Source organism: Arthrobacter saudimassiliensis (assembly GCF_059090665.1).
The window spans coordinates 1,226,011-1,247,090 of the sequence record NZ_JBNHFX010000001.1 but is presented as its reverse complement, the minus strand read 5'-3'; the positions used below and the strand labels follow the sequence as shown (position 1 = coordinate 1,247,090).

Below are 21,080 nucleotides of genomic sequence, written 5' to 3'. Positions count from 1 at the left end.
CATGAGCGGAACAAGCCCGGTGGAAGGGGCAGCGGAACGAACGGCCGCCGCCCCTTCCACCGAATCCGTCCTACCCGTCGAGGTTCCGGGCGAGATCAGTTTCCGGCGCCGCGGGCCGGTGCGCCGTTACCTGCACCGGCATCCCCGCGTCACCGATGCACTGGTCGGGCTGTTGTATCTGCTGGGCGTTTACCCTGATGTGCTGGCCGCTCCGCGGGACGGTGCCGGACCCAACCTGGCCTTCCTGATCCCGGCGTTCCTGGCCGGCGGGGTGGCCCTGATGCTGCTGCGCCGCCGTCGGCCCATTCTCGTCACGCTGGTGCTGGCGTGCCTGGATCCGCTGCTGCTGGTCTACAGCGACGGGCTGTTCACCCTCGGCTTCGGCGTCCTGCTGGGCCTGTACTCCGTGGCCGTCAAGCACCGGGCCGCCGTGACCTTCACGGTGCTTGTACTGGCAGCGGTCCCCAGCGGCGTCGCCCTGATGCTCCTGGCCGGCACCGCTCCGGGAACCAGCCCGGCTGTCGTCTGGATCCTGGTGGTCATGCTCCTGATGATGTACATCATCGCCGCCGGGGTCGGCATCACGGTGCGCCGCAACCGCCTGCACGACGAGGAGGTCAGGGCCTGGGCAAACCGCAACGCGCAGCTTGCCTCGGTCACCGAACGCAACCGCATCGCCCGCGAGATGCACGACATCGTGGCCCATTCGCTGACCGTCATGATCGCCCTGTCCGACGGCGCCGCCGTCGTGCTGCGCCGGGACCCGGCCCGCGCCGGCGAGGTGCTTGCGGAGCTTTCCGGCACCGGCCGCTCCGCCCTGGCCGACATGCGCCGGGTGCTCGGCGTGCTCCGGGAGGACGCCGCCGGCTCCGGGGCGGCCCCCGGACAGCCGGCCGCGCCGGCCCCGCGCAACCCGCTGCTGCCCGGCTCCCTGGAGTCGCTGGTCGACGGGTTCAGCTCCGCCGGCCTGCCGGCGACCCTGACCCGCAGCGGCCCGCCGCTTCCCGACGACCCGGCGTTCCTGCTCACCGTGCACCGGATCGTGCAGGAATCGCTGACCAACGCCCTGCGGTACGCCCGCGGGGCGTCCCGGGTGCAGGTGCGGATCGACCGCACCGCGGACACCGTACGGATCAGCGTGTCCGACGACGGAGCCGGCCCGGTGCTCCACGCGGCGCCGACCGGCGACACATCGGCCCGCCAGGCCGACGGCGGTGCAGCCCCGGGCAGCCGCCCCGGCAGCGGCCAGGGGCTGCACGGCATGCGCGAACGCGCAGCCATCTACGGCGGCACCGTCCAGGCCGGCCCGCTGCCCGGCGGCGGCTGGCGGACGACGGCGGTGCTCACCGTACCCGGGGCCCCGGCGCACGCGCCGCCCGGGCCCGCCGGGCACACCGCGCCCACGCAGGGCAGCACGGATCCAGCGCATGACAACGACGCCGACACCGTCCGACAGGGGGAGGACCAGCAATGAATGACGCACCCATCCGCGTGCTGCTCGTGGACGATCAGCCGCTGCTGCGCATGGGCTTCCGGCTGATCCTCGAGGGCGAGGAGGACCTGGCGGTCGTCGGCGAGGCCGGGGACGGCGCCGAAGCCGTCCGGCTCGCCGCCCAGCTGGCCCCCGACGTCGTGCTGATGGACATCCGGATGCCGGGGATGGACGGCATCGAGGCCACCGCGCGCCTCTGCTCGGCGGACGGGCCGCGGGTGATCCTGCTGACCACCTTCGACCTGGACGAGTACGTGTTCTCCGGGCTGCGTGCGGGAGCCTCCGCCTTCCTGCTCAAGGACGCCGCTCCGGCGGAGCTGGTGCACGCCCTGCGCGTGGTCAACGCCGGTGACGCCGTCGTCGCCCCGCGGGTCACCCGGCGGCTGCTGGAAAACCACCTGCTGGCCGCCCCCGCGGCCCGCCCCGGCCCGGATCCGCGGCTGGCCGAACTCACCGCCCGTGAACGGGAGGTGCTGCACGCGGTCGCGGAGGGCCTGTCCAACAGCGAGATCGCCGCGCGGTTCGTGGTCAGCGAAGCCACGGTCAAGACACACGTGGGCCGGATGCTGGCCAAGCTGGGCCTGCGGGACCGGGTGCAGGCCGTCGTCTACGCCTACGAGTCCGGGCTGGTGGTTCCCGGCGGCTGACCCGGGCGCCGTGCACCCGGGCGCGCGCGGTGGTTGAATCGGAGCATGTCTGATGCACTCGAGCACGTCCACGACCTCGGCGCCTACGTCAGCGCCTCGCCCTCCAGCTTCCACGCCGTCCGCGAGGCGGTCCGCCGGCTCACCGCCGCCGGCTTCACCGAGCTGGATGAGCGGGCCGACTGGCCCGCCGCCCCGGGCCGCTACGTCGCCGTGCGGGACGGCGCGTTCATCGCCTGGATCGTTCCGGAGGACGCCGGCCCGCACACCGGATTCGCCGTGCTGGGCACGCACACCGACTCGCCGACCTTCAAGCTGAAGCCGCGTCCCACCACCGGCCGCTACGGCTGGCTGCAGGCCGGCGTCGAAGTCTACGGCGGGCCGCTGCTGAACTCCTGGCTGGACCGTGAACTGCAGCTGGCCGGCCGCCTGGTCACCGTGGACGGCGAGGAGCGGCTGGTGGAGACCGGGCCGCTGCTGCGCTTCCCGCAGCTGGCCATCCACCTGGACCGGGCCGTCAACGAGGGCCTGAAACTGGACAAGCAGCAGCACATGAACCCGGTCTGGGGGCTGGGCGATCCCTCCACCTCCGACCTGCTTGAGCTGCTGGCCGCCCGCGCCGGCCTCGACGTCGGGCAGCTGGGCGGCTACGACGTCGTCGCCGCCGACACCCAGGCGCCGCAGGTCTTCGGCGCTGACGGGGAGTTCTTCGCATCCGGGCGCCTGGACAACCTCTCCTCCGTGCACGCCGGGCTGAGCGCGCTGATCGGCGCCGCCGAGGACAAGCGCTCCGGCGCCATCGCCGTGCTCGCCGCGTTCGACCATGAGGAGGTCGGCAGCGGCTCACGTTCCGGAGCCGCGGGGCCCTTCCTGGAGGATGTGCTGCACCGCATCGGCGCCGGGCTGGGCGCCGACGACGCCGACCGCCGTCGGGCCATGGCCGCCTCCTTCTGCCTGTCCGCCGATGCCGGGCACGCCGTGCACCCCAACTACGCCGAGCGGCATGATCCGGCCAACCACCCGGTGCTCAACGGCGGGCCGCTGCTGAAGATCAACGCCAACCAGCGCTACACCACCGAGGCGTGGGGCACTGCGGTGTGGGCGCGGCTGTGCGCGGAGGCCGGGGTGGCCTACCAGGAGTTCGTCTCGCACAACCAGGTGCCGTGCGGCTCCACCATCGGCCCGCTGACCGCCACCCGGCTCGGCATCCGCACGGTGGACGTGGGCATCCCGCTGCTGTCGATGCATTCGGCCCGGGAGATGTCCGGCGTCGCCGATCCGCTGGCCCTGGCCCGGGTCAGCCGCCGTTTCTTCCTGGCCGAAGGGTTCTAGGAGCCCTGCGCTTTTCCACAGCAGGGCCCGCCGTCGGCGTGGGGCGGAAAAGTCGGATAGGATAGTGAAGTCTGTGCTGTGGGCCCTGCCCGCTGCCGCGCCGACCGGCATGAACCGCCGGCCGGCCGAGACAACGCAATAGAACCTCCTGTTACGGAAATACCGTGACCGTATAGCCCAAAGGAGGTGGGTTCACAATGCGTGCTTATGAACTGATGGTAATCATCGACCCCGAGGTCGACGAGCGTACCGTTGAGCCTTCGCTCGACAAGTTCCTCAACGTTGTCCGCAACGACGGTGGAACCATCGACAAGGTCGACATCTGGGGCCGTCGCCGCCTCGCCTACGACATCAAGAAGAAGTCCGAGGGCATCTACGCGGTCGTAAACTTCACCGCCAACCCCTCTGCTGCTGCTGAGCTTGACCGCCAGCTTGGCCTCAACGAGACCATCCTGCGCACCAAGATCATCCGCCCCGAAGACCAGAAGGTTTCCGCCGAGTAGTTTCGGCGACACTTTCTTTCTTACGACGAGCCCCGCAACGGGCTGAGACAGCAGGAGGCAGTCATGGCAGGCGAAACAACGATCACCGTTATCGGCAACCTGACCAACGATCCGGAACTCCGGTTCACCCCGTCGGGTTCGGCAGTGGCGAACTTCACCATTGCCTCGACTCCGCGCACCTTTGACCGCCAGTCGAACGAGTGGAAGGACGGCGAAACGCTGTTCCTCCGCGCTTCGGTCTGGCGTGAGGCCGCTGAGAACGTCGCGGAGTCCCTGACCAAGGGAACCCGCGTGGTTTGCCAGGGCCGCCTGAAGTCGCGTTCGTATGAAACCAAAGAGGGCGAAAAGCGCACCGTGATGGAGCTGGAGGTCGACGAGATCGGCCCCTCGCTCCGCTATGCGTCGGCCAAGGTCACCCGCACCCAGCGCTCCGGCGGTGGCGGCGGCGGCTTCGGCGGCAACAGCGGCGGTGGCGGCTTCGGCGGGAACTCCGGCGGCGGCTTCGGCGGCGGCAACTCCAACTCCGGTTGGGGCGGCGGCCAGCAGCAGCAGTCCGGTCCCGTAGATGATCCGTGGGGCGCTCCGGCCGGAGGCAACTCCGGCGGCGGCTGGGGCACCGGCCCCGGCTCGGACGACCCGCCCTTCTAACCCCCTCGGGCGGATGCGGCGGCCCCGTCGGCCGCCGCCCCGCCCCTCCCGGCGCTCCGGCGCCACACTCAGACGGCAACCGCCGTCGAGCCCATCCCGTGGAATGATCCACGGGCTCCAACAGACATAAGGAGCTCCACGATGGCTAAGGCTGAACTTCGTAAGCCCAAACCAAAGTCCAACCCCCTGAAGGCCGCTGACATCACTGTCATCGACTACAAGGACGTCGCGCTGCTGCGCAAGTTCATTTCCGATCGCGGAAAGATCCGCGCTCGTCGCGTCACCGGTGTCACTGTTCAGGAACAGCGCAAGATCGCCCTGGCGATCAAGAACGCCCGGGAAGTCGCTCTCCTGCCCTACTCCGGCGCTGGCCGCGGCTAAAGGAAAGGAACGAATCCCATGGCAAAGCTCATTCTGACCCATGAAGTGACCGGTCTCGGCACCGCCGGCGATGTCGTCGAGGTGAAGAACGGTTACGCACGTAACTACCTGCTGCCCCGCGGCTTCGCCCTGGCCTGGTCCAAGGGCGGCGAGAAGCAGGTCGAGTCCATCAAGGCCGCCCGCGCTGCGCGCGAGCACGCTTCGCTGGAAGACGCCCAGAAGCAGGCTGCCGCACTGTCGGCCAAGCCGGTCAAGCTGGCCGTCAAGGCCGGCGAGTCCGGCCGCCTGTTCGGCACCGTGAAGGCCGCCGACGTTGCCGCTGCAGTCGAGGCCGCAGGCCTGGGCAGCATCGACAAGCGCAAGGTGGAACTGCCGACGCACATCAAGTCGCTCGGTTCCTACCAGGCCAACATCCGCCTGCACGAGGACGTTGCCGCCGTGATCGACCTCGAGGTCGTTGCCGGCTAGCGTTTTCCGCTGCGGTTTCGAAAAGCGCCTCCTGCCTTCGGGCGGGGGGCGCTTTTTGCTGCCCGTGACGTGTTTCCGGCCACGCTCCGCCTGCTCGGTCCGAAGGTTATCCACCGCTGCAGGCGGTTTATGCACAACAATCCACAGCTGGGGACAACCACTGTGGATAACTTTGGGGCGATGGGCCGGAAACGTGGACAACGTCGTGAACACTCACCCTGCAACCAGGCTTTGTCAACCGGGGCACGGTCTACGGCGTGGCGCCAAAATACTTTTTCTCCACAGGTGTTCACAAGCGTTTGCCCTAGTCAGAGCCGTATTTCGCACATATGTTCCCCTCTGTCCACAGAGTTATACCCAGCCTGTGCACACAACACGCCGCGTTATGCACAGTCCACCCACAGGCCCTGTGGATAAGTCGCTTGGCGATGTGGTCGGAGGAGGACTACGGTGACGGGGAATCCCTCATACGCCGGGGAAAAGTCCCCTTATCCCCACATTCCCTGTCCGCCGCCGTCGTCGGCGGGAATGTCGGTGGCAGGAGGTAGGACTGGAACCAGCCGGCCCGGTGCCCAGGGGTCGCCAGCATTACCTCTCGGAAGGCTTTTACAGTGTCGCTCACGCATTCGGACGCTCCGGCGGTCTCCAGCGCCGGGGATTTCGGTCGCACACCCCCTCAGGACCTGGTGGCGGAGCAGTCCGTGCTCGGCGGCATGATGCTCTCCAAGGACGCCATCGCCGACGTCGTCGAGGTGCTGCGCGGCGTCGACTTCTACCGCCCGGCGCACGAGGCGATCTACGAATCGATCATCGACCTGTACGGCCGCGGCGAGCCTGCCGATGCGGTGACCGTCTCGGATGAACTCACCAAGCGCGGGGAGATTACCCGCATCGGCGGCCCGGCCTACCTGCATACGCTGATCCAGTCCGTGCCCACGGCCGCGAACGCCGGGTTCTACGCCGAAATCGTGCGGGAGCGCGCCGTCCTGCGCCGGCTGGTGGATGCCGGCACCAAGATCGTCCAGCTCGGCTACTCCAACGACGGCGAGGTTGACGACCTGGTCAACGCCGCGCAGGCCGAGGTCTTCGCCGTGGCGGAGCGGCGCACCGCCGAGGACTACGTGCCGCTGAAGGACATCATCGAGGGCACGGTCGATGAGATCGAGTCGGCCGGACACCGCGGCGAGGGCATGACCGGCGTGCCCACCGGCTTCTACGAACTTGATGAACTGACCCAGGGGCTGCACCCCGGCCAGATGATCGTCATCGCCGCCCGTCCCGCCGTCGGCAAGTCCACCTTCGCGCTGGACTTCGCCCGCTCCGCGGCGATCAAGAACAACATGACCACCGTGTTCTTCTCCCTGGAAATGGGGCGTAACGAGATCGCCATGCGCCTGCTCTCCGCCGAGGCCACGATCGGGCTGCAGGACCTGCGCAAGGGCACCATCAAGGATGAGCAGTGGGGCAAGATCGCCACCACCATGGGCCGGATGAACGACGCGCCGCTGTTCATCGACGACAGCCCGAACATGTCGCTGATGGAGATCCGCGCCAAGTGCCGCCGGCTCAAGCAGAAGCACGACCTCAAGCTCGTGGTGCTCGACTACCTGCAGCTGATGTCCTCAGGCAAGCGGGTGGAATCCCGCCAGCAGGAGGTCTCCGAGTTCTCCCGTGCCCTGAAGCTGCTGGCCAAGGAGCTTGAGGTCCCGGTAATCGCGCTCTCGCAGCTGAACCGTGGCTCGGAACAGCGCACCGACAAGAAGCCGATGGTCTCCGACCTGCGTGAATCGGGCTCCATCGAGCAGGACGCCGACATGGTCATCCTGCTGCACCGCGAGGACATCTACGACAAGGAATCCCCGCGCGCCGGCGAAGCCGACGTCATTGTCGCCAAGCACCGTAACGGCCCCACCAAGACCATCGTGGTCGGCTTCCAGGGCCACTACTCACGGTTCGCCAACATGGCCGTCGAGGGCGGCAGCGGGTTCTGACCCGCCTTCCCGCCCCAACCTCCACACACCCCACCGCCACGGCCTCCAGGAGTCCCGATGCCCAAGTCAAAGCCCCGCAGGAAGGCCGCCGCCAAAAAGAAGCAGGCCCGCCGCGCCACGCACGAGGTCAACGCCCGCTTCCGTGGCGAACAGGCCTTCTTCAGCGACGAGGCGGACGCCCTGCTGACGTCCCGGGGGTGGATCAGCGAGCGGGCCCAGCCCGGCGGCGCCGACCTGGGCGACGCCTGGTACTGGATGCCCTCCCAGCTGCCGGCCTACCTGGCCGAGGGCGAGCCGGTTCCGACGTCGGTCTTCGCCCTGGCCGAGGGTGCGTTCGGCAGCGAGCTGGCCTCGGTGGGCAGCTCGGTTCCGCCCGGCGCGCAGCGCGAGTACGCCTCCCTCGCTGAGCTGGAGGCCGACCTCGAACGGCTGGAGGCGCACCGGGTTCCGGAGGGGCAGTACACGGTGCTCGACGGCGGTCCCTCCGAGCAGGAGACCCCGGATGACCTCATCGACTCCATCGCCGAGGAATGGGAGCTGATCGCCGAGCTCATCCACTTCCCGTACAGCGACGCCGGCCCCCGCTCCTTCGCGGCCGTCGAGCAGGCCCGGGACCAGGGCCGGCTCTCCGACTACGCGTATCAGTCGGTGCTGGCCGGCCGGGCCGGATAGCCGGGCCCACGCGGGCCCGGGCGCCTCGCCCCGCGCTCCTGCGCGCCTTGCCTGTACCGGCCGGGCGTGGCTAGCATCGACCCATGTTCAAGTCCTGATTGACGTGCCCGCGCCTGCGGCTGCCCCGGAGCGATGCCGACGCCACTGCTGCGTCCGCTCCCGGAGGCTTCCACGCCCGGCGGGCTGATCCATCTTCGGACGGCAGGACCTTTCATGGCCGACTCCACTCCGGCGTCTTCGACTACCTCCCCGACTTTCTCCTCCGCCGCGCGCCGTGCCCGCACCGCCCGGCACTTCAGTTTTGACGGCATTGGGCTGAGCTATTCGGGCCACCGGGTCCTCACCGACGTGACCTTCACGGTTCCGGCGGGATCACGTACCGGCCTGATCGGGGAAAACGGGGCCGGCAAGTCCACCCTGCTGCGCATTGCGGCAGGGCAGCTTGCGCCTGACGCGGGGACGGTCCGGCGTCCCGCCGGCACCGGGTACCTGGCGCAGGAATCGATTCCTTCCCCGGCGGCGACCCTCGGCGAGGCGGTGGACACCGCCGTCGCACCGGTGCGCCGACTGGAGCCGGCCCTGGCCCAGCTGGCGGCCCAGCTGGCCCGCAACCCGGAGGACGCCGCGGTCGCACGGGCCTACGACCTGGTGCTCACCGAAGCGGAACGCGCCGGCCTGTGGGCCCTGGAGGCCCGGATCGGGACCGTGCTCGCCGGGCTTGGGCTGGCGGATGTGCCGCTGGACCGGCCCCTCCGGCGGCTTTCCGGCGGCCAGCGCCGCCGGGTTGCCCTCGCCGTGCTGCTGCTCGAGCGCCCCGAGGCGCTGCTGCTCGACGAACCCACCAACCACCTCGACGACGACGCCGTCGGCTTCCTCGCCGCTGAACTGCGCGGCTGGACCGGGCCGGTGCTGATGGCCAGCCACGACCGGTGGTTCCTGGACGGAATCGCCACGCACCTGGTCGATCTGGACCCCTCGCCCGGTCCGGAGGGCTACGGTACCGACGCCGTGCAGGGGAGGCGGTACACCGGGGGATTCTCGGCCTACCTCAGGGAACGGGCCGAAGAGCGGCGGCGATGGGCCGAGGCATGGCACGCGCAGCAGACCGAACGGGCCCGGCTCCGCCGGGCAGCCGGGACCACGCAGGGCGAGGTCTTCCACACCGATGTTCCGCGGACCGAAGCCCGCGGCGCGCAGAAGTTCTATGCCGACCGCGCCGCCAAGACCGTCGGCGGCCGGATCCGCTCCGCCCGGCAGGCGCTGGCGGCGTTGGAGCGGCAGGCTGTTCCTCCTCCGCCGGTGCCTCTGCGCTTTCGAGGCGCCGATGCATGGCACGGCGTCGGCAGCACTGCCGGCCCGGGATCCGCAGCCGTCCGCCCCGCCGGGCGGTCGGATGCGGAGGAGCCGCTGCTGATCCTGGCCGGAGCCGGGCTGCACAACAGGTTGGAGCCCCTGGACCTGGTCCTGCACCCCGGGGACCGGCTGCTGGTCGAAGGCGCCAACGGGTACGGCAAGTCGACGCTGCTGGCCGTCCTCGCCGGGGACCTCCGCCCCGATGTCGGCACCGTGCAGCGCCGCCCGGAGCTTGGGGTCGGCTGGCTGCGCCAGGACGGGGAGGTCGGGCTTCCCGCACATCTGACGGCGGAAGAGGCGTATCGGCGCCGGCTGCGGCTTCCGGACCCGGCGCCGTCGCTCCCGGATCTCGGCCTGCTGCCGGCGTCCCGGTGCGGGCAGCCGCTGAGCCGGTTGTCCCCCGGCCAGCAGCGGAGGGTGGCCCTGGCGCCGCTCCTGGCCGAGCCCCCGGAGCTGCTGCTGCTCGACGAACCCACCAACCATCTGTCCCTGGCCCTGGCGGAGGAATTGGAAAGCGCGCTGGATGCCTATCCCGGCGCCGTGGTCCTGACCAGCCACGACCGCTGGCTGCGCCGCCGCTGGGACGGTCCCAGGATCGGGCTGCGGCGGGGCTGATGTCCCGGCTCAGCCCCGGGTGTGGGCGCCGGGACCGCCGGCGGGCTGGCCCTCGGCGTCGCGGCTGGAGGCCAGCTGCCAGGGCACGCTGGCGACCATGATGCCGGGCTCGAAGTGCAGCCGGGCCTTGATCCGCAGCGCGGTCTGGTTGTGGACCAGCTGCTCCCACCAGCGGCCCACCACGTATTCGGGGATGTAGACCACGAACAGCTCGCGGGGCCGGTTCCGGCGCGCTTCACGCAGGTAGCTGAGCACCGGCGAAATGGTCTCCCGGTACGGGGAGGACAGGACGGTCAGCGGCACCGGGATCTTCAGCCGCTCCCACTCGTCGGTGACCCGCCGGGTCTCCTCCGGGTCCACATCCACGGTGATGGCCTCCAGGCTGGAGGGCCGGGAGGCGCGGGCGTAGGCGACGGCGCGCAGCGCCGGCTTGTGCACCTTGGACACCAGGATCACGGCGTTGACGCGCGAGGGCAGCGCAAGGCCCTGTTCGTCGTCGTGCAGGGCCAGTTCCCGGGCCACGGAGTCGTAGTGCGAGCGGATGCCGAACATCATCAGGTACAGCCCGGCCATGGCGAGCAGCGCGATCCAGGCCCCGTGGGTGAACTTGGTGACGATGACGATCACGAGCACCAGCGCGGTCATCCCGAAACCCAGCGAGTTGATCGCCCGGGACCGCTGCATGGCGCGTCGGGTCTCCTTGTTCCGCTCCAGCCGCAGCCGGCCCGTCCAGTGCCGGATCATGCCCAGCTGGCTGGCCGTGAAGGAGACGAAGACACCCACGATGTAGAGCTGGATCAGCCGGGTCACGTCCGCATTGAAGAGCAGGATGAGCACCAGCGCGCCCGCCCCGAGGGAGATGATCCCGTTGCTGAAGGCCAGCCGGTCGCCGCGGGTGCGCATCTGCCGGGGCAGGTACCCGTCCCGGGCGAGGATCGAGGCCAGCACCGGGAAGCCGTTGAACGCCGTGTTGGAGGCGAAGACCAGGATCAGGCCGGTGGCCCCCACCACCAGGTAGAAGAGCAGGCTGCCGTCACCGAACACCGTCTCCGCCAGCTGGGAGATCACCGGGTGCTGGATATAGTCCCCGCCCACCGGCCGGCCGTCGTCGAGCAGCTGGGTGGCCGGGTCCTGGACCACATGCACCTTGGCCGCGGCCGCGAGGGCGAGGATGCCGGCCAGCAGCGAGGCCGCGATGACACCGAGCAGCAGCAGGGTCGTGGCGGCGTTGGCGCTCTTCGGCTTGCGGAACGTCGGCACGCCGTTGCTGATCGCCTCCACGCCGGTCAGCGCCGCCGCACCGGAGGAGAAGGCGCGCAGCAGCAGGAACGCGCCGGCCAGGCCCACCAGGCCGTTGTCCAGCCCCGCCTCGGGCACGATGCTGAAGTCGGCGGACGGCGCCTCGCCGAGCTCTCCCGTGACGGCCAGGAAGCCGCCGTAGAGGCACATGCCCAGCACGGAGGCCATGAAGATGTAGGTGGGCACCGCGAACAGCGCCCCGGCTTCCCGGACGCCGCGCAGGTTCACGAGCACGAGGATCACGACGCCGGCGGCGGCCAGGGCGGCGCGGTGCTCGTGAAGGGCGGGGACCGCCGTCGCCAGATACGCCGCGGCGGAGGACATGGAGACCGCCACGGTGAGTACATAGTCCACCAGCAGGGCCGAGGCCACCGTGAGGCCGGCCGGACGCCCCAGGTTCGCCGTCGCGATCTCGTAGTCGCCGCCTCCGGAGGGGTAGGCACGCACGTTCTGCCGGTAGGAGGCGACGACGGTCAGCAGCACGACGATGACGGCCAGGCCCACCCAGGGGGAGAACGTGACGGCGGCTACGCCGGCGAGGGCCAGGGTGAGCAGAATCTCATCAGGCGCGTAGGCCGCCGATGACAGGGCATCGGAGGAGAAGACCGGCAGGGCGATCCGCTTGGGTAGCAGGGTCTGCGAGAGCCGCTCGTTGCCGTAGGGGCGTCCCACCAGAATGCGCTTGAGCGCATTGAAGAACGTGAGCACGAGGACCAACGTTAGACCGGGCCCTGCGGACTGTCCAGAATCGGCTGAAACCAGGTGTGAGAAACCTAACCGATAGGGCCTGAATGGTACTCGATCCGCTTGTTTACGCGGATCAGCGGCACATAACGATTCGCGCAGAGTTGATATCGATTTGGTCTCGACGGCAGGGTCCCCTATCTTCGTTAAGAGCCCGAATCGAGGGCGAACCGTTGACCGGAACAGAAGGTCGACGGCGGTCGGCACCGACCGAGGTGCGGCCGGGTATGAATGCCAAGTGCCACGCGTCCACCGTGAAGTCGCCGCTGCGTGCGCACTGTAAGAGACCTCCGACAGTCTGGGGTAGGCGACGGCGTGCTGAAGCCCGGGGACGGGGAGAGCGCAGGTGGAACCCTTGGGAGCAGAAGAAACCGATGAAGAACCAGAAGATCCGTCGTATCGTGCGTCGTGGCCTGGCCACTGCCGCCATCACCGGCGCGGGCGCAGCGGGACTCGTCAGCCTCGCTGCTCCGGCCAACGCCAGCTCCATGGACTGGGACGCGCTTGCACAGTGCGAAAGCAGCGGCAACTGGGGTATCAACACCGGCAACGGCTACTCCGGGGGACTGCAGTTTGTCCAGAGCACCTGGGAGGGCTATGGCGGCACGGCCTACGCTCCGACCGCCGCGCAGGCGTCCCGTGAGCAGCAGATCGCTGTCGCCGAGAAGGTCCTGGCCTCGCAGGGCCCCGGTGCCTGGCCGGCTTGCACCGCCAAGCTGGGCATGACCGGTGCCACCGCGAACCCGCAGGCCACCGCTCCGGCCCCGACCCAGACCGAGACCTACGTCCAGCCGCAGGCTGAGGTTCCGGTCGAGACCTACGTCCAGCCGCAGGCCACCGAGCAGGTTGCCCCGGTGGAGACCTACATCCAGCCGCAGGCCGCCGAGGTTCCCGCCCCGACGGCTGCCGAGAACATCCAGGTGCAGTCCACCGCTCCGGTGCAGACCGCTCCGGTCCAGACCGAGGTTCCGGCCCTGTCCGGTGAGACCTACACCATCCAGGCGGGCGACACCCTGTCGACCATTGCCGAGAAGCTGGGCATCGAGGGTGGCTGGCAGGCCCTGTACAACGCCAATGCCGGCACCATCATCCACCCCGACCTGATCTTCACCGGCCAGGTCCTGCAGCTGCCGGCCTAGCGGTCCGCAGCAGCCAGGCAGGCTCTGCAGCCTTGCAGCAGCACTCCTGCAGTACCTGCCGCCGGTCGACGTCCGGCACCACGGAGGGCACTCCCGCGCACAGCGGGGGTGCCCTTCGTCGTTCCCGGGCGGACTCGTGCTGCGGGCGGCTCCGACCTGCTGCGCTTCGGGCCGCGGCCGGAACGGGACGGCCCCGGCCTGCCGCTGTCCTCCACAGGAACGGCTCGGGGGAGCGTTGTGCCCGGCACGGACGGGTGCGCGCCAGATGTCTGAAGCGTGTTGCTGGAATGGGGCTATGACAGCCACCGTGAACGGCGGAAGCGGACCGGACGGTCCCGGGGAGCGCGGCCCGATGAAGGCGGGCGGCACTGCGCACTCCGTTGCCCCTGACGCGGTGCAGGAGGCGCCTGGCGCGGCCGCTGCGTCACCGCCTTCAGGCGTCTCGGGCGAGGAGTCGGAGTCGTGGCCGGCCGTTGGGAAAGGGGCGGCAAGGCGTTTCGCTTCCGGGCACCCGGTGCTGAGCGGTTCCCTGGCGCTGCAGGATCTCCTCGCCCAGTCCCAGGAGGATCTCGTCGAGGCCCTGGAGCTGCTTGAACAGGTGCTGTCCTGGGCCCGGGCACAACAGGCCATAGGCTTCCACCGGCTGCAGCAGCTGGTGGAGGAGGAGCTGGCCTTCGTCGATCGGACGGACCCGCAGCTGGCGTTTCGGGCGGCGGCTTCGGAGGTCGGGGCCCTGCTGTGCCTGCCGCCGCTGACGGCCCAGCGGCTCATGGCCGAGTCGCAGACGCTTGCGGCCGACTGCCCCGAGACCCTGGCCCGGCTGGAGGACGGCCGGCTTACTTACGGGCAGGCGCAGGCCATCGCCCGTGTGGTGGCAGGGTTGGGTGGGGCGGACCGGGAGCGGATCGAGCAGATCATGCTGGGGAAGGCGCAGGACCTGACGGCTGCCCAGCTCGAGCGCATCGGACGCCGGCACCGGGACGCCCTGCTCAGCGAGGAACAGCTGGCCAGGCAGCATCGCCAGGCGCGGGCTGAACGCGCCGTGTGGCTGCGGCCCGAACCGGAAGGGATGGTGCAGCTGTCTGCTTTCCTTCCCGCCGCCCAGGGGCAGGGCATCTACGGGATGCTCACCACGGCGGCCCGAGGCGAACAGGCAGCGGGGGATCCCCGGACATTGAATCAGCTGCGCACCGACATCTTCGCGGCGTTGCTGACCGGCGATCCTCAGTGCAGTCCGCCGGCTAAGGGGAGCGGGGGCACCGATGAACAGGAGCATCCCGGCGCCCGCCCGGGCTGCACCGCTGACCGGCCGGCCGGAGGGACGCGGTGCGAAGTCATGGTGCTGCTGACGGCGGAGACGCTGCTGGGGCTGAGCGGTCAGCCTGCTGAGCTGAACGGATATGGCTCCATCAGCCCCGAGGCAGCCCGGGCGCTGGTGGAATCGGCTTCACACCTGACCGCCCTGCTGACCGACTCCCTGGACGGCGAAGTCCTGGCGGTGGGTGCCCGACGTCGAGTCCCTGCGGGCGTGAAGCGCTGGCTGCAGGCCAGGGACGGGACCTGCCGCTTCCCCGGATGCAGCGCCGGAACCGTTGCCGCAGAAATCGACCACACGGTGCCCTACGTGCAGGGCGGAAGCACCGACCACCGAAATCTGGCCTGCCTGTGCCGGAAACACCACCGGCTCAAGACGCTGGGATTCTGGCACGCCCGCCAACCTGAGCCCGGATACCTGGTCTGGACCTCGCCGACGGGACGGACGTACCGGACCGAGCCGCAGCTTGTCCTGAAACGAGGCAGGGCGCAGCCCGAGCCGGCCCCGTTCTAGGGGACGGCCCTGTCCGGAACCGACACCGATCTGGACAGGGGCAGCGACCCCCACGAGCCCATGCACTGACGCCAGCTGTGTCAACGGCGCCGCCGGAAGCCTCAGCCGCCGGCGACGGACTGCAGCACCAGCACTTCGGCGCCGTCGACGACGGACCCGTCCCGGGCAGCTAAGTCGCGGATGTCTTCCCCGTTCACATACATGTTGACGTAGCGGCGGACGGCTCCGGCTTCATCACAGATCCGGTTGAGGATCCGCGGGTACTGGCTGCGCAGGGCGGCAAGCAGCCCATCGACCGTGGGGACCTCGGCAACCACGTGCACGACGCGCCGTCCATCCACAGCCTCGGCCAGGGAGGCCGGCAGCATCAGCAGCACGGCCACCGGTCCCGACGCTACCGGCTTCGACGCCGCCGTGTCTGGCGGCCTAGAGCTGGACGGCGCGGACACAGAGCACATCCGGAAGATTGGCGGCGACCAGGTTGAACGATTCGCCCTCATCCGCGCTGGCATAAACCTCGCCGCCCCGGGTGCCGAAGTAGATGCCCACCGGGTCAGCGTTGTCGACGGCGGCGGCGTCGCGCAGGACGGCGTTGAAGTCGTAAGCCGGCAGCCCGTCGTTGAACCGCTCCCAGCTGTCTCCGGCGTCCCTGCTGCGGTACACGGCCGGCCGTCCCTGCGGCGGATTGCGCTCCTCGCCGGAACCCATGGGAACGGTCCAGATCGTGTCCGGGCGGGACGGGTGGGCAAGCATTACGAAGCCGAAATCCGAAGACAGCCCGTCGGCGATGGAGATCCACTGTCCGCCGGCGTCGTCGCTGCGGTACACCCCGCCGTGGTTCTGCGCGTAGAGCCGCTGCGGGTTCCCGGCGTCACGGGCGATCTTATGGACGCACTGGCCAAACTCGGGGTACTTCTCCGGCTGGAAGTCGGCGATGATCCCGGCGTTGGCCGGCGCCCAGCTGCCACCGGCATCGTCGGAGCGGTACACGCCGCCGGTGCTCATGGCGATGTGGACCGTATCGTCCACCGGACTGGTGGAGATGCTGTGCGCGGCGGGCCCGCCGTACCCTTCGCCCCACTCGGTGCGGTGCGGATGGTCCCACAGCCCGCGCATCAGTTCGAAGCTGCGCCCGCCGTCCTCGGAGCGGAACACCGAGATCGGTTCGCACCCGGCCCACACGACACCGGGCCGGTCCGCGGTGTCCGGATACAGCTGCCAGATGCGGTGCAGAGTGGCGCCGGTGTCCTCGGGAAAAGCGATGGCCGGGCCGTCTGGCTCCTGCCAGCTCAGCCCGAGGTCCTCGGAGATCGCCACATTGGTGCCCCACCACTCCGACCGCACGCCCGCCAGCAGCCGCGGCGGGCCGTCCCGGGTATCGAACGCCAGGGACGGCACCTCGGACGCGGCAAAGTGCGGGCCGGTCAGGTCCCAGTTCCTGCGGTCCGGACTGCTGGCCAGCCAGAGGCCTTTGCGGGTTCCGATGGCGACGACGGTCGACGGCGCGTCCATGCGACCCATTGCAGCATCGGAACGCCGGGCCGACAAGGGGGAAAAGCAACCCGGCGCGAACCCGTGCCGCGCCGCCCGCCGGGGGTGCGGGGACGCCTCGCGCGGAGCTGCGCGTGGCATTAACCGGCCGCGCTGCGATAGGTATAGGTGATGCAGCTGTTCCGGCCGGAAGCCCGTCCATGATCTACATCGACCCGCCGATGTGGCCGGCGCACGGCACCCTCTTCTCGCATCTGGTCTCGGACACGAGCCTGCAGGAGCTGCACGCCTTCGCCGCCCGCTGCGGCATCAGCCCCCGGGCCTTCGACGGCGACCACTACGATGTTCCCGCGCACCGGCACGGTGAGCTCGTGGCTGCCGGCGCCGCGGCCGTGGACTGCGGCAGCCTGGTCCGCATCCTCATCGCCAGCGGGCTGCGGATCCCGGCCCGGGAACGGCCCGGCGCCCTGGTCCGCCCGCTGATGGAACGCTGGGACCGGCTGCTGCCGCAGCAGCCCGACCTCGGTGCGGACCTGCTGGACCGATGGAATGAACCGCACCGCCGCTATCACGACCGGCGGCACCTGCTCCAGGTCCTCGAGGCCCTCGACCTGCTCGCCGGCGGCCGGGTGTCCCGGCCGGCAGCGCTCGCCGCCTGGTTCCACGACGCGGTGTACGCCGGGCAGGCGGGAGGCGATGAGGAAGCCTCGGGCCGGCTGGCCGAAGAGCTGCTGCCCGGCGCCGGAGTAAGTGCCGGTGAGGTCGCCGAGACCGTCCGGCTGGTCCATCTGACGGCGCAGCACCGGCCTGCGGACGGGGACGACGACGGCGCGCTGCTCTCGGACGCCGACCTGGCCGTCCTGGCCCGGGATCCGGACGGCTACGCCGCATATGTCCGCGACGTGCGCGCCGAATACGCGCACGTGCCCGAGGAGGCGTTCCGCCAGGGCCGGCGGCAGGTGCTGGAAGGCCTGCTCGCCGCCGACCGGCTCTACGCCACCGCGGAGGGCCGCCGACGCTGGGAGGACCGCGCCCGCCGGAACCTGGCCGCCGAGCTGACTGAGCTGACGGAGCTGACCGAGCTGGCCGGGCTGACGGAACCGACGGAACCGACGGAGCCGGCGGCTCCTGCCGGTTCTTCGGACCAGGCCCTGGCCCGTCCCCGAAGCCGCCCATGAGCTCCGGCGCCGCCGGGGCAGGGTTCACCGGCCATCCCAGGGGCAGCCGCGGCTACCGGGGCGTGCTCATCGGCCTGGCCGCCGCCGGCGTCGCCACCTTCGCCCAGCTGTACTCGCTGCAGGGCGTCCTGCCGGACCTCGCGGCGGACCTGGACCTGCCCGAATCCTCGGCCGCGCTCACCGTCTCCGCCGCGACCCTCGGCCTGGCGCTCGCGGTGATCCCGTGGTCCGCCGCCGCGGACCGGTTCGGCCGCCTGCCGGCCATGCGCACGGCGATCCTGGCCGCCGTCGTCCTTGGGCTCTCCGTGCCCCTGGCCGACAGCTTCTCCCTGCTGCTGGTGCTGCGTTTCCTCGAGGGGGCCGCGCTGGGCGGCATTCCCGCCGTCGCCCTGGCCTACCTCAGTGAAGAGGTCGACGCGCGGTCGGCCGCCCTGGCGGCCGGCACCTACGTATCAGGCACCACGGTGGGCGGGCTGGCCGGCCGGATCATCGCCGCGCCGCTCGCGGACGCCGTCGGATGGCGGCTGGGCGTGGCGGCGGTCAGCGTGCTGGCGGCCCTCGCGGCCGTCGTCTTCATGCTCACTGCACCCCGCCAGCGCGGCTTCACTCCCGCCGCCGACGGCGACCGGCTGGCGCGCAGGCTGGCTGCCAACCTGCGCGAACCCCGCATGCTGGTGCTGTATCTGCAGGGCTTCCTGCTGATGGGCGGCTTCGTTGCGGTCTACAACTACCTCGGCTTCCGGCTGGTCAACCCGCCCTTCGGGCTGCCGCAGTCGGTGGCCGCGTCACTGTTCCTGGCCTATCTGGCCGGCACCTGGTCCTCCCGGGCCGCCGGACGGTTGACCGGGCGCCCGCGGCTGGGCCGGCGGCGGGTCCTGCTCGGCACGATCGCGGTGATGGGAGCCGGGCTGGCCCTGACGGTCCTGCCGTTCCTGCCCGCGGTGGTCGTCGGGCTGGTGGTGTTCACCGCCGGGTTCTTCGGCGCGCACGCCGTCGCGTCCGGCTGGGCGGCGGTGATCGCCGTCCAGGGCCGCGCGCAGGCCTCCTCGCTGTACAACCTCGGCTACTACGCCGGATCCAGCCTGCTCGGCTGGGTGGGCGGCTTCTTCTTCCAGGCCGCCGGCTGGGCGGCCCTGGCCGGCTTCGTGGCAGCGCTGATGGCCGTCGCCGCGCTCGCCGCCGCGCTGGTGCTGCGGGCCGACGCCGGTGCTCCCGCCCGCGCCTGACCCGCCCGCGCCTGAGCCCGTGCGCCGCCGTAGGCTGGAACGGTGAAAACGCGCACGCAGCCGCACCGGGGGACCGGGCGGCAGATCCTCGCCCTGGCGGTGCCGGCGCTCGGCGCCCTGATCGCCGAGCCGATGTTCCTGCTGGCCGACTCCGCGATCGTCGGGCACCTCGGCGTCGCCGAACTCGCCGGCCTGGGGCTGGCCTCCACCATCCTGCAGACCGCGGTCGGGCTGATGGTGTTCCTCGCCTACTCGACCACCGGCACCGTCGCCCGTTTCCTGGGCGCGGGCCGGCGGGGCGACGCCGTCGCCGCGGGGCGGGACGGCATCTACCTGGCGGTGCTGCTGGGCCTGCTGCTCTCGGCCGCCGGCATCCTCCTGGCTCCCGCCCTGGCCACCGCCCTGGGCGCCGACGGCGCGGTGCACGGCTTCGCGGTGGACTACCTGCAGTGGTCCATGCCCGGCCTGACCGCCATGCTCGTGGTCCTGGCCGCCACCGGCATGCTGCGCGGACTGCAGGATACGAAGACGCCGCTGCTGGTCGCCGGCGTCGGCTTCGCGGTGAACATCGGCCTGAACTTCCTGCTCGTCTACGGGGCGGGACTGTCGGTGGCCGGGTCCGCGATGGGCACCAGCCTCACCCAGCTGGGCATGGCCCTGGTCTACGTGCTGATGCTCGCCCGGATGGCACGCCGTGAGGGCGCCCGGCTGCGGCCGGACCTGCACGGAGTGCGCGCCGTCGCCCGGGTCGGCTCCTGGCTGATGCTGCGCACCCTCAGCCTGCGCGTAGCAGTGCTGGCCGCCGTCGTCGTCGCCACCGCGCAGGGGCCGGTGCAGCTGGCCGCCCATCAGCTGGTGATGACCGTCTTTACCTTCCTCGCCTTCGCCCTCGACGCGCTGGCCATCGCCGCACAGGCCCTCATCGGCAAGGAGCTCGGCGCCGGCAACGCGCCGCTGGTGCGCCGGCTCACCGGCACCATGGTCCGCTGGGGCGTGGGCTTCGGCGTGCTCACCGGGGCGGCCCTGGCGCTGGCGGCCCCGCACCTGGGGGCGCTGTTCAGTCCGGATCCCGGCGTGCAGCAGGCCATGGCCGCCGGGCTGTACGTGCTGGCCGCGGCGCAGCCGATCTGCGGGCTGGTGTTCGTGCTCGACGGCGTGCTGATCGGCGCCGGGGACGCCCGCTACCTGGCCCTGACCGGGATGCTGAACCTGGTCGCCTATCTGCCGCTGCTCTGGGCCGTGCACCTGGCCGCCCCGACCGGCAGTGCCGCCACGGCCTGGCTGTGGGCTGCCTTCGGTCTCGGCTACATGCTGGCCCGGGCGCTGACCCTGTCCTGGCGGGCCCGTCAGGAAGCGTGGATGGTTCCCGGTGCGACAGCAGGCGGGCCGAACGACTAAGCTTGACGGTGGCCAACCGGCCGCTCAAGCAACTTTTCCTGGAGGCTCAGCGTGGGCGTCAAGAATCCCGTCGCGCCGTGGACCCCGGTCCTGCTGCGCTCCGCCGCAGCCGCCGTCTACGGGCTGCTGTCCATCTTCTGGCCCGCGCAGGACACCACCTTCCTCAGCATCGCCGGCGGCCTGTACCTGCTGGAGACGGGCGTCGCCATGTGGCGGACGGCCGCCGTGGCCGGCGCCGGCGAGGTGCCGGGCCTGCGCGCGCTGCTGCTCGCCGAAGCAGGCGTATATGCCGCAGCCGGCATACTCGTTGCCGTCCTGCAGGACAACTGGGTGTTCGCCCTCGCCGCCGGGGCCGCGCTGGCCGTCGGCGGCGTCGTCGAGCTGATGTTCTGGTTCCGGGCCCGCACCCGGTTCCTGCCTGCCCGCGACTGGCTGATCACCGGCGTCACCAGCATCGGCGCGGCCGTGCTGCTGCCCCTGATGCTGCAGATGGGCCTGGACGCCCGGGCGCTGCTGGGCGTCAGCGGCGGCTCCGCCGTCATCATCGCGGTGATTCTGGCGACCTCGGGGTTCGGCGCCCGGCATGATGCCCGGCAGCCGGCCGCCCCGCGTGCCGCGGACGCCGTAAACTAACAGCTACGGGTTTCTACTTTCTGTAGAAGCCGAGGAAACAGCAGG

19 protein-coding genes are annotated in these 21,080 nt (G+C 70.7%); 16 read left to right on the top strand and 3 right to left on the bottom strand.

Annotated features, from left to right (window positions below):
* Position 1 precedes the first annotated feature (1 nt).
* The 10 genes from AC5RV6_RS05840 to AC5RV6_RS05795 all read left to right on the top strand — a co-directional run bounded on the left by AC5RV6_RS05840 (position 2) and on the right by AC5RV6_RS05795 (position 10,099).
* Positions 2 to 1,474 carry a histidine kinase gene (locus tag AC5RV6_RS05840; RefSeq protein ID WP_494006333.1) on the top strand — a complete coding sequence of 491 codons (1,473 nt, stop codon included), beginning with the start codon at positions 2 to 4 and terminating at the stop codon, positions 1,472 to 1,474.
* A complete protein-coding gene (locus AC5RV6_RS05835; RefSeq protein ID WP_494006332.1) occupies positions 1,471 to 2,139 on the top strand; it encodes a response regulator in 669 nt (222 codons plus the stop codon). The genes AC5RV6_RS05840 and AC5RV6_RS05835 overlap by 4 nt, the downstream gene beginning before the upstream one ends.
* A 45-nt stretch (positions 2,140 to 2,184) precedes the next feature.
* Complete coding sequence (locus AC5RV6_RS05830; RefSeq protein WP_494006331.1) at positions 2,185 to 3,468, top strand: M18 family aminopeptidase; 1,284 nt, start codon at positions 2,185 to 2,187, stop codon at positions 3,466 to 3,468.
* A 197-nt stretch (positions 3,469 to 3,665) separates the two neighbouring features.
* Positions 3,666 to 3,971 carry a 30S ribosomal protein S6 gene (gene rpsF, locus AC5RV6_RS05825; protein ID WP_494006330.1) on the top strand — a complete coding sequence of 102 codons (306 nt, stop codon included), beginning with the start codon at positions 3,666 to 3,668 and terminating at the stop codon, positions 3,969 to 3,971.
* Between the two features lie 63 nt (positions 3,972 to 4,034).
* Positions 4,035 to 4,619, top strand: a complete 585-nt coding sequence (locus AC5RV6_RS05820) for a single-stranded DNA-binding protein (protein ID WP_494006329.1) — start codon at positions 4,035 to 4,037, stop codon at positions 4,617 to 4,619.
* A 141-nt stretch (positions 4,620 to 4,760) separates the two neighbouring features.
* The gene (rpsR, locus tag AC5RV6_RS05815; protein WP_205161597.1) at positions 4,761 to 5,000 is read left to right on the top strand and encodes a 30S ribosomal protein S18; all 240 of its coding nucleotides are present in this window, start codon (positions 4,761 to 4,763) and stop codon (positions 4,998 to 5,000) included.
* Positions 5,001 to 5,018: 18 nt separating this feature from the next.
* Complete coding sequence (gene rplI / locus AC5RV6_RS05810; RefSeq protein ID WP_494006328.1) at positions 5,019 to 5,468, top strand: 50S ribosomal protein L9; 450 nt, start codon at positions 5,019 to 5,021, stop codon at positions 5,466 to 5,468.
* A 611-nt stretch (positions 5,469 to 6,079) separates the two neighbouring features.
* A complete protein-coding gene (gene dnaB / locus AC5RV6_RS05805) occupies positions 6,080 to 7,459 on the top strand; it encodes a replicative DNA helicase (protein ID WP_494006327.1) in 1,380 nt (459 codons plus the stop codon).
* Between the two features lie 57 nt (positions 7,460 to 7,516).
* On the top strand, positions 7,517 to 8,131 hold the full coding sequence (locus AC5RV6_RS05800; RefSeq protein ID WP_494006326.1) for a hypothetical protein: 615 nt from the start codon (positions 7,517 to 7,519) through the stop codon (positions 8,129 to 8,131).
* 213 nt (positions 8,132 to 8,344) lie between these two features.
* Positions 8,345 to 10,099 (top strand): ABC-F family ATP-binding cassette domain-containing protein, encoded by a 1,755-nt coding sequence (locus AC5RV6_RS05795; protein ID WP_494006325.1) that lies wholly within the window; start codon positions 8,345 to 8,347, stop codon positions 10,097 to 10,099.
* Between the two features lie 9 nt (positions 10,100 to 10,108).
* Here the strand turns inward: AC5RV6_RS05795 and AC5RV6_RS05790 are convergent, their stop codons facing one another.
* A complete protein-coding gene (locus AC5RV6_RS05790) occupies positions 10,109 to 12,106 on the bottom strand; it encodes an APC family permease (RefSeq protein WP_494006324.1) in 1,998 nt (665 codons plus the stop codon).
* A gap of 410 nt (positions 12,107 to 12,516) precedes the next feature.
* Here AC5RV6_RS05790 and AC5RV6_RS05785 point away from each other — a divergent pair, with 410 nt between their 5' ends.
* Both AC5RV6_RS05785 and AC5RV6_RS05780 read left to right on the top strand, forming a co-directional pair.
* Positions 12,517 to 13,281, top strand: coding sequence for a transglycosylase family protein (locus AC5RV6_RS05785; protein WP_494006323.1), 765 nt, complete (start codon positions 12,517 to 12,519; stop codon positions 13,279 to 13,281).
* 514 nt (positions 13,282 to 13,795) lie between these two features.
* Positions 13,796 to 15,109 carry an HNH endonuclease signature motif containing protein gene (locus AC5RV6_RS05780; protein WP_494006322.1) on the top strand — a complete coding sequence of 438 codons (1,314 nt, stop codon included), beginning with the start codon at positions 13,796 to 13,798 and terminating at the stop codon, positions 15,107 to 15,109.
* 101 nt (positions 15,110 to 15,210) lie between these two features.
* Here the strand turns inward: AC5RV6_RS05780 and AC5RV6_RS05775 are convergent, their stop codons facing one another.
* Together AC5RV6_RS05775 and AC5RV6_RS05770 are read right to left on the bottom strand one after the other, a co-directional pair.
* The gene (locus AC5RV6_RS05775) at positions 15,211 to 15,492 is read right to left on the bottom strand and encodes a MoaD/ThiS family protein (protein WP_494006321.1); all 282 of its coding nucleotides are present in this window, start codon (positions 15,490 to 15,492) and stop codon (positions 15,211 to 15,213) included.
* Positions 15,493 to 15,535: 43 nt separating this feature from the next.
* Positions 15,536 to 16,630: a WD40/YVTN/BNR-like repeat-containing protein gene (locus AC5RV6_RS05770; protein WP_494006320.1), complete on the bottom strand. Its 1,095-nt coding sequence runs from the start codon at positions 16,628 to 16,630 to the stop codon at positions 15,536 to 15,538.
* Between the two features lie 170 nt (positions 16,631 to 16,800).
* Between AC5RV6_RS05770 and AC5RV6_RS05765 the strand changes: the two genes are divergently transcribed.
* Genes AC5RV6_RS05765 through AC5RV6_RS05750 form a run of 4 tightly spaced genes read left to right on the top strand, consistent with a single transcriptional unit; the run spans position 16,801 to position 21,035 of the window.
* Positions 16,801 to 17,778, top strand: a complete 978-nt coding sequence (locus AC5RV6_RS05765; protein WP_494006319.1) for a DUF4031 domain-containing protein — start codon at positions 16,801 to 16,803, stop codon at positions 17,776 to 17,778.
* Positions 17,775 to 19,004, top strand: coding sequence for an MFS transporter (locus tag AC5RV6_RS05760; RefSeq protein WP_494006318.1), 1,230 nt, complete (start codon positions 17,775 to 17,777; stop codon positions 19,002 to 19,004). Before AC5RV6_RS05765 ends, AC5RV6_RS05760 begins: the two co-directional genes overlap by 4 nt.
* Positions 19,005 to 19,046: 42 nt before the next feature.
* Complete coding sequence (locus AC5RV6_RS05755; protein ID WP_494006317.1) at positions 19,047 to 20,402, top strand: MATE family efflux transporter; 1,356 nt, start codon at positions 19,047 to 19,049, stop codon at positions 20,400 to 20,402.
* Between the two features lie 51 nt (positions 20,403 to 20,453).
* Positions 20,454 to 21,035, top strand: coding sequence for a hypothetical protein (locus AC5RV6_RS05750; RefSeq protein ID WP_494006316.1), 582 nt, complete (start codon positions 20,454 to 20,456; stop codon positions 21,033 to 21,035).
* Positions 21,036 to 21,080 lie beyond the last annotated feature (45 nt).

Bases quoted from the DNA above. Each gene is read 5' to 3' on its own strand.
- AC5RV6_RS05800 (WP_494006326.1), top strand. From the start codon at position 7,517: ATGCCCAAGTCAAAGCCCCGCAGGAAGGCCGCCGCCAAAAAGAAGCAG.
- AC5RV6_RS05820 (WP_494006329.1), top strand. From the start codon at position 4,035: ATGGCAGGCGAAACAACGATCACCGTTATCGGCAACCTGACCAACGAT.
- AC5RV6_RS05760 (WP_494006318.1), top strand. From the start codon at position 17,775: ATGAGCTCCGGCGCCGCCGGGGCAGGGTTCACCGGCCATCCCAGGGGC.
- AC5RV6_RS05785 (WP_494006323.1), top strand. From the start codon at position 12,517: ATGAAGAACCAGAAGATCCGTCGTATCGTGCGTCGTGGCCTGGCCACT.
- rpsF (WP_494006330.1), top strand. From the start codon at position 3,666: ATGCGTGCTTATGAACTGATGGTAATCATCGACCCCGAGGTCGACGAG.
- AC5RV6_RS05795 (WP_494006325.1), top strand. From the start codon at position 8,345: ATGGCCGACTCCACTCCGGCGTCTTCGACTACCTCCCCGACTTTCTCC.
- rpsR (WP_205161597.1), top strand. From the start codon at position 4,761: ATGGCTAAGGCTGAACTTCGTAAGCCCAAACCAAAGTCCAACCCCCTG.
- AC5RV6_RS05765 (WP_494006319.1), top strand. From the start codon at position 16,801: ATGATCTACATCGACCCGCCGATGTGGCCGGCGCACGGCACCCTCTTC.
- AC5RV6_RS05770 (WP_494006320.1), bottom strand. From the start codon at position 16,630: ATGGGTCGCATGGACGCGCCGTCGACCGTCGTCGCCATCGGAACCCGC.
- rplI (WP_494006328.1), top strand. From the start codon at position 5,019: ATGGCAAAGCTCATTCTGACCCATGAAGTGACCGGTCTCGGCACCGCC.
- AC5RV6_RS05830 (WP_494006331.1), top strand. From the start codon at position 2,185: ATGTCTGATGCACTCGAGCACGTCCACGACCTCGGCGCCTACGTCAGC.
- AC5RV6_RS05835 (WP_494006332.1), top strand. From the start codon at position 1,471: ATGAATGACGCACCCATCCGCGTGCTGCTCGTGGACGATCAGCCGCTG.
- AC5RV6_RS05840 (WP_494006333.1), top strand. From the start codon at position 2: ATGAGCGGAACAAGCCCGGTGGAAGGGGCAGCGGAACGAACGGCCGCC.